Source organism: Accumulibacter sp. (genome assembly GCF_036625195.1).
Taxonomy (GTDB): domain Bacteria; phylum Pseudomonadota; class Gammaproteobacteria; order Burkholderiales; family Rhodocyclaceae; genus Accumulibacter.
On sequence record NZ_JAZKUG010000001.1, the window covers coordinates 3,845,468 to 3,862,486 of the forward strand.

The 17,019-nt window shown below is 66.6% G+C and carries 13 protein-coding genes; 6 read left to right on the forward strand and 7 right to left on the reverse strand.

Going from position 1 to position 17,019, the window contains the following annotated elements; genetic code table 11:
* Positions 1–24 precede the first annotated feature (24 nt).
* Positions 25–390: a Rap1a/Tai family immunity protein gene (locus V5B60_RS16860; RefSeq protein WP_332348429.1), complete on the forward strand. Its 366-nt coding sequence runs from the start codon at positions 25–27 to the stop codon at positions 388–390.
* A gap of 46 nt (positions 391–436) precedes the next feature.
* On the forward strand, positions 437–721 hold the full coding sequence (locus V5B60_RS16865; protein WP_332348431.1) for a YMGG-like glycine zipper-containing protein: 285 nt from the start codon (positions 437–439) through the stop codon (positions 719–721).
* A 360-nt stretch (positions 722–1,081) separates the two neighbouring features.
* On the opposite strand, the gene V5B60_RS16870 is transcribed toward V5B60_RS16865, so the two are convergent.
* A complete protein-coding gene (locus V5B60_RS16870) occupies positions 1,082–1,363 on the reverse strand; it encodes a hypothetical protein (RefSeq protein ID WP_332348433.1) in 282 nt (93 codons plus the stop codon).
* Positions 1,364–1,611: 248 nt separating this feature from the next.
* Here V5B60_RS16870 and V5B60_RS16875 point away from each other — a divergent pair, with 248 nt between their 5' ends.
* Both V5B60_RS16875 and V5B60_RS16880 read left to right on the forward strand, forming a co-directional pair.
* Positions 1,612–3,030, forward strand: coding sequence for a DUF2252 domain-containing protein (locus V5B60_RS16875; protein ID WP_332348435.1), 1,419 nt, complete (start codon positions 1,612–1,614; stop codon positions 3,028–3,030).
* Positions 3,027–4,757 (forward strand): SulP family inorganic anion transporter, encoded by a 1,731-nt coding sequence (locus tag V5B60_RS16880; protein ID WP_332348437.1) that lies wholly within the window; start codon positions 3,027–3,029, stop codon positions 4,755–4,757. Before V5B60_RS16875 ends, V5B60_RS16880 begins: the two co-directional genes overlap by 4 nt.
* 254 nt (positions 4,758–5,011) lie before the next feature.
* Here the strand turns inward: V5B60_RS16880 and V5B60_RS16885 are convergent, their stop codons facing one another.
* Entirely contained in the window at positions 5,012–7,216 is a 2,205-nt protein-coding gene (locus V5B60_RS16885) for a thioredoxin domain-containing protein (protein ID WP_332348439.1), read from the reverse strand.
* Between the two features lie 318 nt (positions 7,217–7,534).
* Between V5B60_RS16885 and egtD the strand changes: the two genes are divergently transcribed.
* The gene (egtD, locus tag V5B60_RS16890; protein WP_332348441.1) at positions 7,535–8,470 is read left to right on the forward strand and encodes an L-histidine N(alpha)-methyltransferase; all 936 of its coding nucleotides are present in this window, start codon (positions 7,535–7,537) and stop codon (positions 8,468–8,470) included.
* A gap of 22 nt (positions 8,471–8,492) precedes the next feature.
* Positions 8,493–9,752: an ergothioneine biosynthesis protein EgtB gene (gene egtB, locus V5B60_RS16895; protein ID WP_332348443.1), complete on the forward strand. Its 1,260-nt coding sequence runs from the start codon at positions 8,493–8,495 to the stop codon at positions 9,750–9,752.
* Positions 9,753–9,787: 35 nt separating this feature from the next.
* Here the strand turns inward: egtB and V5B60_RS16900 are convergent, their stop codons facing one another.
* The 5 genes from V5B60_RS16900 to V5B60_RS16920 form a co-directional block, all read right to left on the reverse strand.
* Positions 9,788–12,706: a type I restriction endonuclease subunit R gene (locus tag V5B60_RS16900; protein WP_434735383.1), complete on the reverse strand. Its 2,919-nt coding sequence runs from the start codon at positions 12,704–12,706 to the stop codon at positions 9,788–9,790.
* A gap of 92 nt (positions 12,707–12,798) precedes the next feature.
* Entirely contained in the window at positions 12,799–13,863 is a 1,065-nt protein-coding gene (gene darG / locus V5B60_RS16905) for a type II toxin-antitoxin system antitoxin DNA ADP-ribosyl glycohydrolase DarG (protein WP_332348448.1), read from the reverse strand.
* 20 nt (positions 13,864–13,883) lie between these two features.
* Positions 13,884–14,525, reverse strand: a complete 642-nt coding sequence (gene darT, locus V5B60_RS16910) for a type II toxin-antitoxin system toxin DNA ADP-ribosyl transferase DarT (protein ID WP_332348450.1) — start codon at positions 14,523–14,525, stop codon at positions 13,884–13,886.
* A complete protein-coding gene (locus V5B60_RS16915) occupies positions 14,522–15,931 on the reverse strand; it encodes a restriction endonuclease subunit S (protein ID WP_332348452.1) in 1,410 nt (469 codons plus the stop codon). The genes darT and V5B60_RS16915 overlap by 4 nt, the downstream gene beginning before the upstream one ends.
* Positions 15,928–17,004 carry a PDDEXK nuclease domain-containing protein gene (locus tag V5B60_RS16920; RefSeq protein WP_332348454.1) on the reverse strand — a complete coding sequence of 359 codons (1,077 nt, stop codon included), beginning with the start codon at positions 17,002–17,004 and terminating at the stop codon, positions 15,928–15,930. Before V5B60_RS16920 ends, V5B60_RS16915 begins: the two co-directional genes overlap by 4 nt.
* Between the last annotated feature and the right edge of the window lie 15 nt (positions 17,005–17,019).

Below are 17,019 nucleotides of genomic sequence, written 5' to 3' on the forward strand. Positions count from 1 at the left end.
CCCGCCCCACCGGAGGTACCTGACATGCGCATTGCCCTTCTTGCCGCCGCCGCTACGCTCACCGCCACCGCCCACGCGGTTCCACCCGACCAGTACCGCATCCGCAATGCCGGCGAACTGGTGAAGGTGTGCAGCGTACCGGAGTCGGATCCCGACCACGCCACCGCCCTCGCCTTCTGCCATGGCGTCCTGGCCGGAGCCTACGGCTATTACGACGCATCGACACAACCCGCCGACCGCTTCGTCTGCGTTCCCGACCCCAGCCCCAAGCGCTCGCAGGTGGCGAGTGACTTCGTCGCCTGGGCCAACGCCCGCCCGCAACTGATGAACGCGGGTGCGATCGACACCCTCTTCCGCTTTGCCGGCGAGAAGTACCCTTGCCGCAAGTAGTGGCGCGCGGCCGCCTGGAAAGACCACGTACATGAGGAGTAGAACGATGAAACATGGATTGATCGGCGTTCCGTTGCTGGCGGGCATGCTCGCCATCGGCGGCTGCGCCAACATGAGCTCGACCGAGCAGCGCACCTTGAGCGGCGCCGCCATCGGCACCGGCGCCGGCGTCGTGGTGGGCGCGGTCACCGGCGAGTGGGCGTGGGCAGCGGGTGGCGCGGCGATCGGCGCTGCCGGGGGCTTCCTCTACGACCAGCAGCAGCAAAGGGAGCAACGCGCCTACCAGCAGGGCGTCCAGGCAGGCAAGGCGAAGGCGACACCGGCCAAGTAGTGATGAGGGGCGGGAGCACCGCCCCGCAGGTGCCTGCCGTAGCTCGTGTCGGAATGCACGGTCCAGTACCGACGCCCGTGCGTCGGTCGGCCCCTTGTGGAACCGTGTCCGACGGAAAAGGCGGGCAAGCGGGCGCGGACTATTCCGGGTTGAGTTCGTCCCAGGCACGCGGGTGATCGTTCTCCAGCAGCGGCCGCAGCAGGCACCGCGGCCTGCAACAGGTCCTTCTCGGACTTGCCCCCCACCGATCAACCTGCAACTGGGACGCCATGAGCTTGTGCAGGGCGAAACGCTCGGGCAACGGCACCCGAACCATGCAGCACCCTTCCCTGGCCAGCAACAGACTCGCCAGCAGATAACTCAGGTGGTGGCTGCCTTGGTTTCGACGACGGCAAGCCGGAGAGCCCGGGCCGTCGCATCCGGTTCGGGCGCTCCGATGGGGCCAGCCACGTACCGTTCGCGCTTCTTTCCGTCGCCGTCGTAGAACTGGTGGGCGCAAAAGCGAAACCCATCGGCGTTGCTGCGCTCCAGTACGCTCCCGGCGGTGCCGACGAAGACCGTGGCCTGCCCACGGGCGTGGCTCGCGAGGTCGGCAGAGAGAACCATCAGGGCAGGAGGATGGAAGCGGTGCAGCGCAGGCATTGGCGTTGACGGGTATCCGTCGGAAAAGCAGAGTAGTGGATACGGTCGACACTCGTCAGGCCTGCGTCAACGAAACGGCGGACTGGCAGCAAGGAACCCGGTGCCCGGGGCTGCACCCCAGGACTGGCTCATATCGAAGCCCAAGGTTCAATGTGCAGGCCGCCCCGGCGAGTCTCGCCACGGCAGCGATGCCGCAGCCGATTGCCTATAATTCATTGGCAGGCATTCTCTACGGAAGGAGTTCTTGGATGAAAAGGGGCAAGACGGATGACATCGGGGCAGTTGCCAGCAACGATCTGCAGGCAGCGGTCCTTTCACCCGATGAGCGTCGTGCGCAGGGCAAGGCCCTGCGCGAAGCAGCGCCGCGCGAGGCGCAGGGCGGCTGGAAGGCGCCGAAGAAGCGACGCGATCCGCTCGAGCTGTTGGTCGAATCGAATGTCGGTCGTTTGCCTGAACTCGTGCCGATCCGCTTCGGCCGCATGCTGCAGTCGCCGTTTGCCTTCTACCGCGGCTCGGCTGCGATCATGGCCGCCGATCTGGCAACGACGCCAACCTCCGGCATCCGGGTGCAGGCCTGCGGCGACGCGCACCTGCTGAATTTCGGCGGCTTTGCCACGCCCGAACGGCAGGTGGTGTTCGACATCAACGACCTCGATGAGACGCTGCCCGCGCCCTGGGAATGGGATCTCAAGCGCCTGACGGCGAGTGTCGTGATTGCCGCACATCATCTTCGGCTCAATGAGAGCGAAGCGGCAAAAGCGGCGACGGCGACCGTGCGCGCGTATCGGGAACGGATGGCCGACTATTCCTCGATGCGCGCGCTCGAAGTCTGGTACGACACGATTACCGTCGAGCGCGTGATGGCTGAAGCCGGCAGCGAGGAGGTCAGGAAGCGAATCGCCCGACGGCTGCAGAAGGCCCGCCAGCAGAGCGCTGCCGAATTCATCTTCCCGAAGCTTGCCGAACACCACGGCGCGCTGCCCCGGATCAAGGATGATCCACCGCTGATCTTTCACCACAGCGAGGAGCAGACCCCGGGATTTGCGACGCAGTACAGAGACGCCCTGGCCAGCTATCGCGAGTCGCTGGCCGAGCACGTGCGCGTGCTGTTCGACCGTTTCCGTTTTTTCGATCTGGCAGCCAAGGTCGTCGGGGTTGGCAGCGTCGGCACCAGGTGTTCGATCGCGCTGTTCATGGCCGCCGACAATGACCCACTCTTCCTGCAGGTCAAGGAGGCGAGGGCGTCGGTGCTCGAGCCGTATGCTGGGCAGAGCCTCCATGCGAACCATGGCCAGCGCGTGATTGCCGGGCAGCGCCTGATGCAGGTCGCTTCCGACATCTTCCTCGGCTGGACCAGAGGACTGGATGGCACGGATTACTACATCCGCCAACTGCGCGACGTCAAGATCAGCGCGATCATCGAGGGCTGGGACGTCGACCTCCTGCTGGCCTACGGCAGACTCTGTGCCTGGGCACTGGCGCGGGCGCATGCACGTTCCGGCGACGCGGCACTGATCGCCGGCTACATGGGTTCGAACACCGCCTTCGACGATGCGATCTGCGAGTTCGCCGTCGAGTACAGCGACCAGAATCAGCGTGACTACCGAGCTTTCGTCAAGGCAGTCCGCGAAGGACGACTCGAGGCCCAGGTCGAGGACGGTCCGTGAGTCCTGCGCCGGATGCCGAGGCATCGCAAGCCGCAAACGCCCAGGCACGCGAAGCCGCGGTTACCGGCTGGCGCGCGGTCTTTCCCCCGGCACAGTGGCTCGCCTCGTATCGGACAACCTGGCTGGCACACGACGCGGTCGCGGGCGTTACACTGGCCGCCTACGGCATCCCGGTGTCGCTCGCCTACGCCTCGCTCGCCGGCCTGCCGCCGCAATACGGCATCTACTGCTATCTCGTTGGCGGCCTGTTCTATGCGCTGTTCGGGTCGTCACGCCAGCTGGCGATCGGTCCCACCTCGGCGATCTCGATGCTGGTCGGCGTCACCGTCGCCGGCATGGCGCAGGGCGATCCGGGACGCTGGGCGTCGATTGCCGCACTGACTGCGCTGGTCATCGCGCTCATGTGCGTGCTGGCGTGGCTGTTCCGCCTGAGTTCGCTGGTCAACTTCATCAGCGAAACCATCCTCCTGGGTTTCAAGGCGGGCGCGGCACTGACCATTGCGGTGACCCAACTGCCCAAGCTGTTCGGCGTCCAGGGTGGTGGGCACGGCTTCTTCGAATCCGTCGTCACCCTGGCCGGCCAGCTCCCGGATACCAATTTTGCCGTGCTCGCTTTCGGTCTGGCCGCGCTCGCGGTGTTGCTGCTCGGGGAGAAGTTCCTGCCGGGGCGCCCGGTCGCGCTCCTGGTAGTGGTAGTTTCGATTGTCTTGCTGTCGCTGACCCCACTCGGCGAGCACGGCTTCAGGATCGTCGGCGCATTGCCGCAGGGTCTGCCCGACTTTCGGCTACCGGACTTGCGGGTACGCGATGTTGACGGGGTGATCCCCCTCGCCTTCGCCTGCCTGTTGCTCGCCTACGTCGAAAGTGTTTCGGCCGCGCGCGCGCTGGCGCAGGCCCGCGGTTACGAGATCGATGCGCGCCAGGAACTTCTCGGAATCGGCGCGGCGAACCTGGCTGCGGGACTCTTCCAGGCCTATCCGGTTGCCGGCGGCCTGTCGCAGTCGTCGGTCAACGACAAGGCCGGCGCCCGGACACCGCTCGCTCTGGTTTTCGCCTCGGTGACGATCGGCCTTTGCCTGATGTACCTGACGGAACTGCTGTACAACCTGCCGAACGTGGTTCTGGCAGCGATCGTGCTGGTTGCCGTCAAGGGCCTCATCAACATCGGCGAACTGCGACATCTGTGGCGAGTCAGCCGTTTCGAGTTCGGCGTCTCGATGGTCGCCTTCACCGGTGTTCTGGTACTCGGCATTCTCAAGGGAGTGATCGTCGCCGTCCTGGTGTCGCTCCTGCTGCTCATCCGACGCGCCGCACACCCGCACGTCGCCTTCCTCGGTCGCATTCCGGGGACGCGGGTTTACTCCGACATCGGGCGCAATCCGGACAACGTGGGCGTCCCCGGAGCGCTGCTGCTGCGCGTCGAGTCGTCGCTGCTCTACTTCAACGTCGAGCATGTGCGGGCAGCGATCTGGCAGCGGATCCAAGCCGCGCCCGAACCGGTGTCGCTGGCCGTCTTCGACCTGTCGACTTCGCCGACGGTCGATCTCGCCGGCGCACGCATGCTGGCGAGGCTGCATCAGGAACTGCAGGCAGCGGGGATACGCCTGCGGCTGGTGGCCGCACACGCTGCGGCGCGCGACATCCTGCGCGCCGAGGGGCTCGAGGAAAGCGTTGGCGCTCTGGATCGCCGAACCACGGTTGCCGACGTCGTCGACGAGTCGATGTGAAGGTCGCGTCAACGATTCGCGAATCTCCCGGCACTGGCGATGAGGAGAAAAGGAACAGCGTGGTGCCGGCAATCAGCGCTGAACTGGTTCCCCTACCATCGGGGCTCCTGCTTCACCTTTTTCTTGGTGTTCCAGGCTGCCGAGGGCGAAAAGGAAGTTCAGCGCATCCTCGATTCGGTGCGGTACGTCGACCATCCGCCGCCGCGCTGACCGGCGCGCTACGGGCAAGCCGCCCATCCGCGAGCCTGAGGAGTTCAGGAGCCCGCGTCGCGCAGCTGAGCCTCCAGCCCTGCCGCATCGCTCACCGGCAGCTTGCAGCGTCCGTGGCGGCAGACATACGCGGTTGGGCGGCCGCCCAGCGCGACCTTGTCGCCGACAAAGGGGATCGATTGCGCCAGTGCTGCGATGGCTGACTCCGACGCCGCGGCGACTGCGCGTGCAGGCACGAAGTGTCGACCGACAACGGCCAGCAGGGCTGCGGCCGCCGTCGCCGCGCCGTCCGGCCAGACGACGGCGATCTGGCGCGGCGCCGTGGCCACGAAATCGACGGCCAGGAGGGCTTCGGTCATGGCGGTTGGCCGCTCGCCGAGTACCCGGGCATGGGCACGCAGGCCGCGTTCGGCGATCCGGCGCCAGCGCTCGTCGTCGGTGAGCACGCCGAGGCGGAGCGCGTTCAGCAGGGCGACCGAGGTGCCGGAAGGTTCGGCGCCGTCGTAGGCGGGTTTTTCGCGCGCGATCAAGCTCTCGTGCGCCTCGCTGCTCATGAACCAGGCGCCCGCCGGATCGGCGAACAGGCGCTCGGTGGTCTCGGCCAGCGCCAGGGCGTCGCGCAGGTGGCGTACGTCGAAGGTCGCTTCGTAGAGGTCGATGAGGCCCGCCGCGAGGAAGGCATGGTCGTCCAGGAAGGCCGCTTGCCGGGCCTGACCGTCCTTGAAGCTGCGGCGGAGTCCGCCGTCGGCGCCGCGCAGGCGAGTGAGAACGAAATCCGCCGCGCGCACCGCCGCAGCGACATAGTGCGGTGCGTCGAGAGTGCGTCCGGCAACGGCGAGGGCCGAGATCATCAGCCCGTTCCAGGCGGCGAGAATCTTCTCGTCGCGCAAGGGCGGCGTGCGCCTGGCGCGTACCGCGTAGAGCCTGGCGCGCGCAGCGGCCAGCGCCTCCCAGGCGGCTTCGTCGGGATGCGGCACGTTGAGGATGGTGTGGCCTTCCCAGTTGCCGCCCGGATGCACGTCATAGTGGGCAAGGAAAGCTTCGGTCGTCTCGCCGTCGCCGAGAGCGTCCAGTTCGCGCCGGATCTCGTCCTCGCGCCAGACGAAGAAGCGTCCTTCCTCGCCTTCCGAATCCGCATCGGTTGCCGAGTAGAAGCCGCCGCCGGCGTCCGTCATCTCGCGCAGGATGTAGTCGCAGGTCTCGCGCGCGACGCGTGCGAAGTCCGCGCGGCCGGTGACCTGAAACGCCTCGGCGTAGGCCACGACCAGCAGCGCGTTGTCGTAGAGCATCTTTTCGAAATGCGGGACCAACCAGCGGACGTCGGTGGAGTAGCGGTGAAAGCCGCCGCCAAGCTGATCGTAGAGGCCTCCGGCGGCCATCTTTTCCAGCGTCAGGGTCGCCATGCGCAGTGCGTCGGTATCGCCGGTGCGCTGGTGATGGCGCAGCAGCAGGCGCACCGGGATGTGCGAAGGGAACTTCGGCGCCCGGCTCAGGCCGCCATGTCGGGCATCGAAGGCCTTCCGGTAATGGTCGACGGTGGCGTCGATGACGTCACCGCCGGGCAAGCCGATGGTCGCCTCGGCGCTGCCTGCTCCGTACGCGCCCTGCATGTCGTGGCGAATCGCCTCGACCAGCGCCGCGCACGCCTGCCCGACACGCTCCGGATCGCGCTGGAAGGTTTCGGACAAGGCGCCGAGCAGCGACAGGAAGCCGCGCTGGCCGCCGCGGCCGCCGTCGCGCGGCGGGAAGTAGGTGCCGGCGAAAAAGGGTTCGCGCGCCGCTGTCAGCCAGACGCTCATCGGCCAGCCGCCGGCGCCGGTCAGTTGCTGCACGGCGCTCATGTAGACGGCGTCGATGTCGGGGCGCTCCTCGCGATCAACCTTGACGGCGACGTAGTGACGGTTGATGAAACGGGCGATCGCCTCGTCCTCGAAGGACTCGGCCTCCATCACGTGGCACCAGTGGCAGGTCGAATACCCGATCGACAGAAATACGGGCCGGCCGAGCCGCCGCGCTTCGGCGAACGCTTCGTCACCCCAGGGGAACCAGTTCACCGGGTTGTGCGCGTGCTGCAGCAGGTAGGGGCTGGTCTCCAGCGCCAGTCGGTTGATGAACAGCGGGCGGCCGTCGGCGTCGAGGTGATGCGTGCGCGGCACATGGGCCGGCCCGCGCAGGGCAATCGCGCCGGCAAGCCGCGCCTGCAACTCGGCGGCAAACGGGTCGGCTCCGGGGGGCGTAACATCAGGCATTGCGTGCTCCTCGCGGCGGCGGGGTGGTCAGGCGGCTCAAGGGGAGCGGTGAGTATAGGTCAAGCGCGGTCGCCTGGCGGTCATCAGCCCAGATGAGCCACGCTGTCGACCAGGGGTGCCACACCGCGCGCATGCGGCTTGCCTTTTCTCGCCAGCCCGGCCGGAAGTGTTGTAAGGTTTGCCGCTGCCCGGCGACCCGACCGGGAGTGGCGGCATGCGCGCCTGACGCAGCCGGCGGCCTGACCGCTCCGGGATCGACGGAAGCCGGAAGTTCGAGACATCCGAAACCACCACTGGACACGACTGGAGAACGCGGAATTGCCCCCAGATTCCCCTGCCCTTGCCGCAGAAATCACGGAAATCGCCGCCGGGCTTGGCGCGGCGCGGGCCGCCATTTCCCCGAAGTATTTCTACGATGCCGAGGGCTCGGTGCTCTTCGAGCGGATTACGCGCTTGCCGGAGTACTACCTCACGCGTACCGAGCGCGCGATCATGCAGGCCCACGGCGAGGAAATCGGTCGGCAGATCGGCCGCGGCGCGACGGTGATCGAACTCGGCGCCGGCAACTGCGAAAAGGCGCGCCACCTCTGCGCGCTGATCGAGCCGAGGTGCTTCGTCGCCGTCGACATCTCGGCCGACTTTCTGCACCGGGCCGTTGCTGGCCTGCGTGCCGCCTTTCCGGCGCTCGACGTTCGCCCCGTGGTCGCCGACCTCCTGGACGAGCTTGCCCTGCCCGACGACATTCCGACGGGTCGGCGGCTGGTCTTCTATCCCGGCTCGTCGATCGGCAACTTCGACCCACCGGCGGCGCTTGCCCTGCTGCGTCGCGTGCGCTGTCTGCTGGCCGCGGATGGCGCCTTGCTGATCGGTGTCGATCTGGTCAAGGACGTGGCTGTGCTCGAAGCGGCCTACGATGATGCTGACGGGGTGACCGCCGCCTTCAACCTGAACGTCCTGAAGCACCTCAACCGGCTGCTCGGCGCCGATTTCGACCTCGCCCAATGGCGACACCGTGCCCTCTTCAACGGCGAGAAGTCGCGTATCGAGATGCATCTGGAGGCCCATGCCGACACGCTGGTGACGTGGCCGGGCGGTAGCCGGCACTTTCGCCGCGGCGAACGCATCCACACCGAGAACAGCTACAAGTACCGCATCGCCGATTTCGTCGGCCTGCTCGAGCACGCCGGCTTCGCCAGGCGCTCGTGCTGGACCGATCCCGGGCGCGGCTTTGCCGTGCTGCTTGCCCGACCCTGACGACCTCATGGAGTATGGCTCGATGAATGCGAACCACCTCGCCGCCCGCTACCAGTTGCTGCGTGATGCCAGTCTGGCGCTGCTCGCCCCCCTGTCGGCAGAGGACTGCTGTGTGCAGTCGATGCCCGATGCGAGCCCGGTGAAATGGCATCTTGCGCATACCACCTGGTTCTTCGAGACCTTCGTCCTCGAACGCTGGGAGCGCGACTTCAAGCCATTTCACGCCGCTTTCCGGGTGCTCTACAACTCGTACTACAACGCCGTCGGCGACAGGCACCCGCGGCCGCAGCGCGGGCTGTTGACGCGCCCGAATCTGAGCACGGTTCTCGCCTATCGCGCCGACGTCGATCGCCGCGTGCGCATCCTGCTGGCCGCGAGCGAGGCAGATCCCGATCCGGATCTGGCGGCATTGCTCACCCTCGGGCTACACCATGAACAGCAGCATCAGGAACTGATCCTGACCGACCTCAAACACCTCTTTTCCCACAACCCCCTGGCCCCCGGCTACGCGGCCAGGCCGCCGGCGGCCGCAGCCGCACCGGCGATGAGCTGGCACGACTTTCCCGGCGGCATCGTCGCGATCGGTCATGCCGGCACCGACTTCTGCTACGACAATGAAACGCCGCGCCATCGCGTCTTCCTCGAGCCCTATCGGCTGGCCTCGCGCCTGGTCACCAACGGCGAGTTCCTGCAGTTCGTCGAGGCTGGAGGCTACGCCGATCCCGTGCATTGGCTCGCCGAGGGCTGGGACTGGCGGCTGGAGGAGAGCCGCCGCCAGCCGCTTTACTGGCAGCGGCCGGGGGATTGGCAGGAATTCACCCTGGGCGGCCTCGTTCCCCTCGATCGGCAGCGGCCGGTCGTGCATGTCTCGTATTACGAGGCCGATGCCTACGCACGCTGGGCCGGGGCGCGGCTGCCGACCGAGGCGGAATGGGAGAACGCCGCCGCCACGCTGCCGGTTGCCGGCCACTTTGCCGGTCGGCGCGAGTTTCACCCCGCTGCCGCCGTCGCTGACGGTTTGGCGCAGTTGTTCGGCGACGCCTGGGAATGGACACGTTCGAGCTACGAACCGTATCCCGGTTTCCGCGCCGGAGCTGGCGCCGTGGGCGAGTACAACGGCAAGTTCATGGTCAATCAGTACGTCCTCCGCGGCGGTTCGTGCGTCACCCCCGACGCGCACGTGCGCGCCAGCTACCGCAACTTCTTCCCGGCATCGGCGTGCTGGCAATTCTCCGGCATCCGCCTCGCCCGCGACGCCGAGCAGGCGGACCACGGCGGCTGAACCGCGCCCGTGGGCCGGCAGTGCCGATGCGTGGTTCAGCCGTCTGCAGCGGACTGCTCATACGTCAACCCGAACACCGTATCCGTCAGCCAACGCCTGAACGACTCGTTGTCCATGAACTGCTTGAACAGCTCCGTGTCGTCCTTCAGCACGGCAGTCATGACTCGTGCGAGCGCCTTGTCGTGCTCGATGCGGGCGTTCTGCCTGTCGGAGTTCTGGCGCGCGTTCCGGTATGCCTTGTCGGCTGCCACTCGCTTCGGGATGTCCTCGGTGATCAGCTTGTGCACCCGGTCGGCATCGGACCAGGGGATGTTGCCGAACTGGTCGTTGAACGCCTTGAGGATGTTCGAGAGCCGGTCCAGCTCCGGTTCGGGCTTGCGGCCGCCGCCCGTGGTGGGCACGGGCCGGATCTCGGCATCGGCATCGGGTAGCTGGATCTGGGCCGCCGCCTGCTTCTCGACGCGGTAGCTGTCCATGTCGATCGCTTCGAGGATGCCCTTCGCCAAGTCTTCCTCGACGGGCGCCGGCAGCTTGGGGACGAGAAAGCTCAGGAAGATCGAGAGCTTCTCCCACTCGGCGTTCGTGTACGGCAAGATCGACGAGAGAAACCCATAGGTGCGCAGGAAGGCCTTCGCCTTGCCCTTGAAGTCCACCTGCCCATCCTCGTCCAGCCGCTCGCGGTAATCGGCGACGCAGGCATCGAGCACCGGGTCGAGCTTGTCACGGTCCGCACCGCCGAGGTAAAGCGCGACGAATTCGTCCACCTGCGCGGCGGCATGGACCTGGTAGCCGTCGAGCGCCGCCTTCAGGTCGTGCAGCTTGTTGGGGTCGGTTTCCTCGGCGAGGATCGTCGTGCGGTAGTAGTCGGCGAACGCCTGCCGGATCGTGTCGGCATCGTTCATGAAGTCGAGCACGAACACGTCGTGCTTCTTCGGATGCGCGCGGTTCAGGCGCGACAGCGTCTGCACCGCCTTGATGCCGGAGAGCTGCTTGTCCACGTACATCGTGTGCAGCAGCGGCTCGTCGTAGCCGGTCTGGAACTTGTCGGCACAGATCAGAAACCGGTACGGGTCCTGCTGGATCCTGTCGGCGATCTGGCTCGACGGAAAGCCGTTGAGCGACGCCTCGGTCAGCTTCGCGCCGCCGTACTCGTACTCGCCGGAGAAGGCGACGATCGCCCGGCAGCGGCTCCTGCGCTCGGCCAGATAGTCACGGATGGCGTGGAAGTACTGGATCGCGCGCTCGATGCCGCTCGTCACCACCATCGCGCGCGCTTGGCCGCCGATCCTGTTCAGCGCCAGCACCTGCTCGTGGAAGTGGTCCACCATGATCTCGGCCTTGAGCCGAATCGCGTGGTCGTGGCTCTCGACGTAGCGGCGCAGCTTCTTCTTCGCCCGCTTGGTGTCGAACTCCGGGTCGCTCGCGACCTTCTTGATGAGCTTGTAGTAGCTGTCGACCGGCGTGTAGTACTTGAGCACGTCCAGGATGAAGCCCTCCTGGATCGCCTGTTTCATGGTGTAGCTGTGGAACGGCCGGTGCTTCACCGTGCCTTCGGCCTGTGGGTCGGGCTCACCGAAGATCTCCAGCGTCTTGTTCTTGGGCGTCGCCGTGAAGGCGAAGTAGCTGGCGTTGGGCAGCAGCTTCCTGGCCTCCATCAGCCGGTTGATCCGGTCCTCCAGGGTCTCGTCGTCGTCCTCCGCACCGGCCGCCGAGAGCGCCATCGACACCGCCGCCGACGTGCGCCCGCCCTGGCTCGAATGCGCCTCGTCGATGACGATCGCGAACCTGCGCCCGCGGTGCTCGGCGCCGATCGCGTCGAGGATGAACGGGAACTTCTGCACCGTGGAGATGATGATCTTCTTGCCCTCGGCGATGAACTTGCGCAGGTCGCCCGAATACTCGGCGTGCCCGACCGTCGCGCCCACCTGCGCGAACTGCTTGATGGTGTCGCGGATCTGCTGGTCGAGGATGCGCCGATCGGTGACGACGATGATCGAGTCGAACACCGTCGCATCGTCCTTCTTGAGCCCGATCAGCTGGTGCGCGAGCCAGGCAATCGAGTTCGACTTGCCGCTGCCCGCCGAGTGCTGGATCAGATACCGCCGGCCCGCGCCGTTGGCCCGCGCGTCGGCGAGCAGCCGGCGCACCACGTCGAGCTGGTGAAAGCGCGGCCAGACCTGCAGCACCTTCTTCCTGCCGGTCTTGTGCTCCCTGCTCTCGATGACCTGCGCGTAGTTCTCCAGGATATCCGTCAGGCCCGCCCGCGTGAGGACGCGCTTCCACAGGTAGTCGGTCTTCAGCCCGTTCGGATTGGGCGGGTTGCCGGCGCCGTCGTTCCAGCCCAGGTTGAACGGCAGGAACCACGAGCCCTTGCCCTGCAGGTGGGTACAGAAGCGCACTTCGTGGTCGTCCACGGCGAAGTGCACCACGCAGCGCCCGAACTCGAAGAGCTTCTCGCGCGGGTCGCGGTCGCGCTGGTACTGCTGCACGGCGTCTCCCACTGTCTGCTTGGTCAGGCTGTTCTTCAGCTCGAAGGTGGCCACCGGCAGGCCGTTGATGAACAGCGCCAGGTCGAGCGCGCGCTGCGTCTCGTCGCGGCTGTAGCGCAACTGGCGCGTCACGCTGAAGCGGTTGGCGGCATGACGCACGGCGGCCTTCGCGTTGCCCGGTGAGGGCGTGCCGTAGAACAGGTCGATGTGATGCGGCCCGTGCTTGATCCCCTGGCGCAACACGTCGATGGTGCCGCGCTTGCTCACCTCACCCTGAAGCCGCGCCAGGAACTTGCGCCGCGTCGGGTTATCGCCGTCCAGATCCAGCGCCTCGGCCACCTCGCGCTGCGTCGCGCGCAGGAAGATGCCGAGCTGGCGCAGGTCGACGCAGTACTCGCGGTCGTAGTCGCCGGGCTCGCCGCCGACCCAGCCGGCGCTGTGGACTGCAGGGCGCTGCTGCGCCACGTTGCGCGGCACCGAACCGGGGTCACAGGCGTCGCCGGTCAGCGCGGTGCAGATCAGGCGCTCCAGGCCGCGCTCGGAGGTGTCGGATGCCGTCACGCCGAAACTTGCTCCGTCAGTGGCGCCACCCAACCCTTGGCCGTCAGCACCTCGGCCGCAATGCCGATCTGCCGCGGCGTGAACTGTCGCTTGCGGTCGTTCCAGGCGTAGGTTCGCGCGACCACGTCGGGCAGCGTGTGCACCGATTCGTGGCGCATGACCCAATGCACGGTGGACAGCAGTTCCAGGCCAAACGGCGATTCGAAGCCTTCCACCAGGGACGCGACCCGCTCGAAGCGCTCGCGCGTCGGTCCGTGCTCGGCAAGAAATGCCGCGGCTTCCTCCACCGCGCCCGGCACCAGCGCCAACGCCTTGTTGGGCGCATCGCCGCCGTCGTCGTAACCGGCGAGCAGGTGCCCTTCGATCGCGTGCAGCACGTGACGCAGGTTCTCGGCATAGGGGCCGTACGGCGCGGCCTTGTAGCGCAAGCGCAGCGGTTCGCCCGCCTCCTGGAGGAAGTACATCAGCTTGTGCACTTCGAGCAGCGTGACGAAGGGATCGAGCAAACCGCCGAGATATCGGTGCATCAGCTCCACCAGCGCCGCCCGCCCCGCGGTCATCTGCGGGACCTCGCGGCGGTGGTGCATGGTGTCGGACGCCGGCGCCCCATTGGGTTCGTAGACGAGGATCTGCACGTCGTCGAGCGGGCGCAGTGCCGCCTCGACCCGCGGACGTACCTCGGCCGTCCAATCGAGGCCGCCCAGACCGCTGCCGAGCGGCGGCAGCGCAATCGAGCGGATGCGCCGGGCACGGATCTCGGCGACCAGCGCCGCAAGGCCGGCGTCGATGTCCTCGATGCGGCTCTTGCCGCGCCAGTGACGCTTGGTGGGGAAGTTGATGATGTAGCGCGGCGGCGTGAGCTGCCCGGTCTCGAAGACGAACATGCGGCCCGGCTGCGCCTGCGCGCGCTTGCACGCAGCCGCGTAGGCCTTGAAGTTCTCCGGAAAGGCGTTCTTGAACTGCAGCGCGATGCCTCGCCCCATCACCCCCACACAATTGACCGTGTTGACGAGCGCTTCCGCCTCGCTCTTCAGGATGTCGCCGCTGCGGTATTCGATCATGGCGGGCCCCTCGTAAGTCGTCAGTAATACCACTCCGGGCGAACCTCGACCGGTGGCCTGTGTCCGTGCGCCGGCAGGGCGTTGAGCGCCGAGGTGTAGGTCGCCCGCGACTGCACGCCGATGCGCTCCACCAGATGCCAGGGGAAGCTCTGTTCCAGCAGGAACTCGGCCTGCTTGCCGTCGTTGCATTGCCGCCAGTCTCGGGCATCCACGGCGTTCCAGTCGATCTCGCCCAACTGACCGAGGTCGCGGCGGTCCTCGAAGTAGCGCGCACCCGCGTTTGACAGCGCGAAGGCCCAACGGCGAGGCTGTGCATCGGCCCAGGCGACCACGGTGTGCAGGTCGGCCTCGAAGTGGACGAGCGGTCCCTGCCCGCCCCGGTAGGCGAGCTCCGGGTGATTGCGCTGATCGATCAGGTACAGCATGACCGGCCGCGGGCAGAAGTAGAAGGGGACGCAATCACCCACGAACAGTGCCGGATGGCTGGTCAAGAGCAGCTCGTTCAGTCGACGCTGCTTGATGCTATTCATGCCGATCGTGGTGCCCGTTGGCGCCCGCCGCACGACTTCCCGATCGCACCAGAGGCACTGGTCGGCCACGATCGACGGCAGCCGGTCCACGTGCGCGATGTGGTAGAGCTTGGGCTGCACCGGCACCGTCATGCCTCGGCCTCTTCGGGTTCCGCGTCAAGGTCGTTGGGTGAGGATTCTTCTTCCGCCTCGCCGAGTGTTTCGGTAACGTCCAGCGACTCGGGCTCCTCGCCGTCCTCCGGTAGTCGCGCCGCTGCCTCGCGAACGTCCAGCTTGCCCGTCACTACGTCGGCGATGAGGCGGGTGCGGTATTCCTGAAGCAACTGGATTTCCCGCAGCGCAGCCGCAATTGCCTTGGCCATCTCGGCCGTGCCCGATCCTACGCTCTCCAAGATCGCTCGTTGTTCCGCTTCCGGAGGACAGACCACGGGAATCCGCAGAAACTGCTCCGGGTACAAGCGAAGGCGAGACGACTGAATACCCGTGGATCGGCAAACGTACTCGCTCACGTATGGCCTCGTGCGGAGCAGCAGGTCTGCGTAATCACCAATCAGAGGCGAACCCCGCCGAGGCCGATAGACGCCATACCCGGGACTGACGAGTCCAACCTGTCGCGCCACTCCAAGTGCGGCCATCCACGCCCACATGGTGTTTATGACCAAGTCACCTGATCTGCACACTTTGTGGCCGACGTACGACTCGGCCATGAACATCGTGACGCTCTTCTGACTCCGTGGCGTAACCCCGGTGAGATGGGAAACGGAGAGCAACTCCTCGTCGCCAGAGGCCGAACGCTCATCCACCTCGCGGAAGAACCACTTTGCCGGCCTCTCCTCCCAATGCTCCGGCACATCGCCCAGCCACTCCACGCCGGAGGGCTTGAGGCGGACGTTGGGGTCGAGGCCGCGGGTGACGGCGCGGTGGATGATGGCCTGCTTCTGCTCCTGCAGCAGCTTGATCAGCTTCTGCTTGGCGCCGATGTACCGCCGAATCCGCCGGTCCGCGTGGTCCAGGAAGCGAACGATGGCGGCTTGTTCGGGGAGAGGTGGGAAGGCGACCGGGATAGCACCGAATTCAGGTGTGTAGAGGCGGTTAAACCCACTACCAACGCCCTTCGACGCTTGCGCAAACTGGTCGACGACGAGGGGGGTCTTGAACAACTGCTCGAAGAAGCGAAGCTCGAAGCGTTCGGTTGCAGCGAAAACGCTGTAGTCGGGACTGACTAGGCCTTCATACTCCGACACAGCAAACATCCCGGACCACGCCTGCATCCGATTCATCACGAGTTCGCCTGGGCGACAGACCTTATACTTCGACAGGTCGGGGGCGCTCGCAAGCCTGTTAGAGGCTTCGGCTTGAGGCAGGAGACCCCGCGCTCGGGTCAGCGATAGAAGCAGTCCGTTGCCATCTCCACTTCGCTCGTCCTTCTCACGGAAGAGCCTCTTGATGCGCTGCACATTCCAATCGCTCGGCACCGCCCCCAGCCACGGCACGCCGGAGTCCTTCATCGCCGGATACGGCCCGAGCCCAGCGATCATGTCCTCGCCCTCCTGCCGCCCCGCGGCGTCGGCGCAGCCTCGTCGGTGGCCGCCGCCGGCGCACTCAGCGCATAGAACTCGTGCAGCTTGGCCGCCAGCATCTGCTTGTCGGGCAGCTGCGTCCGGTACTCGGCCACCAATGCCGGCGAGAGCGTGCGGCTCAACGCGTACTCGACGACCTCGCTGTCCTTCGACGCGCACAGCAGCAGACCGATGGCCGGGTTCTCGTGCGGCTTGCGCACGTCGCGGTCCAGCGCCTCGAGGTAGAAGTTGAGCTTGCCCAGATGTTCGGGCTCGAAGCGGTCGACTTTCAGCTCGATGGCGATCAGGCAATTCAGGCCGCGATGGAAGAACAGCAGGTCGAGCGCGAAGTCGCGACCACCCACCTGTAGCGGGAATCCGGATCCGACGAAGCAGAAGTCGCGCCCCAGCTCGATGAGGAAGGCGCGCAACTGGGCCAGCAGGCCGCGGTGCAGGTCGGCTTCGGTGTGCGGGTCGGGCAGGTTCAGGAATTCGACCGCGTAGACGTCCTTGAATGCGCCGGCGACGTGGTCGCCATGCGTTTGTCTCACCGCCGGTGAGAGTTTTGGCGGCGCGAGCACCGCCTGCTCGAAAGCGCCCAGGCGAAGCTGGCGCTCGAGTTCGCGCTTGCCCCAGCGTTGTTCGACGGCCATGCGCAGATAGAACTCGCGCTCTTCGGGCCGCTTGGCCTGCCCCAGGATGATGAGGTTGTGCGTCCAGGGCAAGACTCTCACCAGTGGTGAGAGTCCTGGATCATCGCGATACGCCTCGAAGAACTGGCGCATGCGCCACAGGTTCTGCGGCGAGAAGCCGCGCAGGCCGGGAACGCGCTGCGCAATGTAGGCAGCCAGTTGCACCACCGTGCCCTGCGCCCAGCCGTCGGCTTCGATCCTGTGGTGCAGATAGTCGCCGATGCGCCAATAAAGCTCGATCAGTTCGGTGTTGACGGCCTGCCAGGCGCGCCCGCGCGCCGCCTCGATCAGGCCCACGACCGCGGCGAAGGCGGCTTCGACCGGTACGCTCGCTGCGGTTGCCGCGGTCGCCGCGCTCACCGGCGTGCGTTTCTT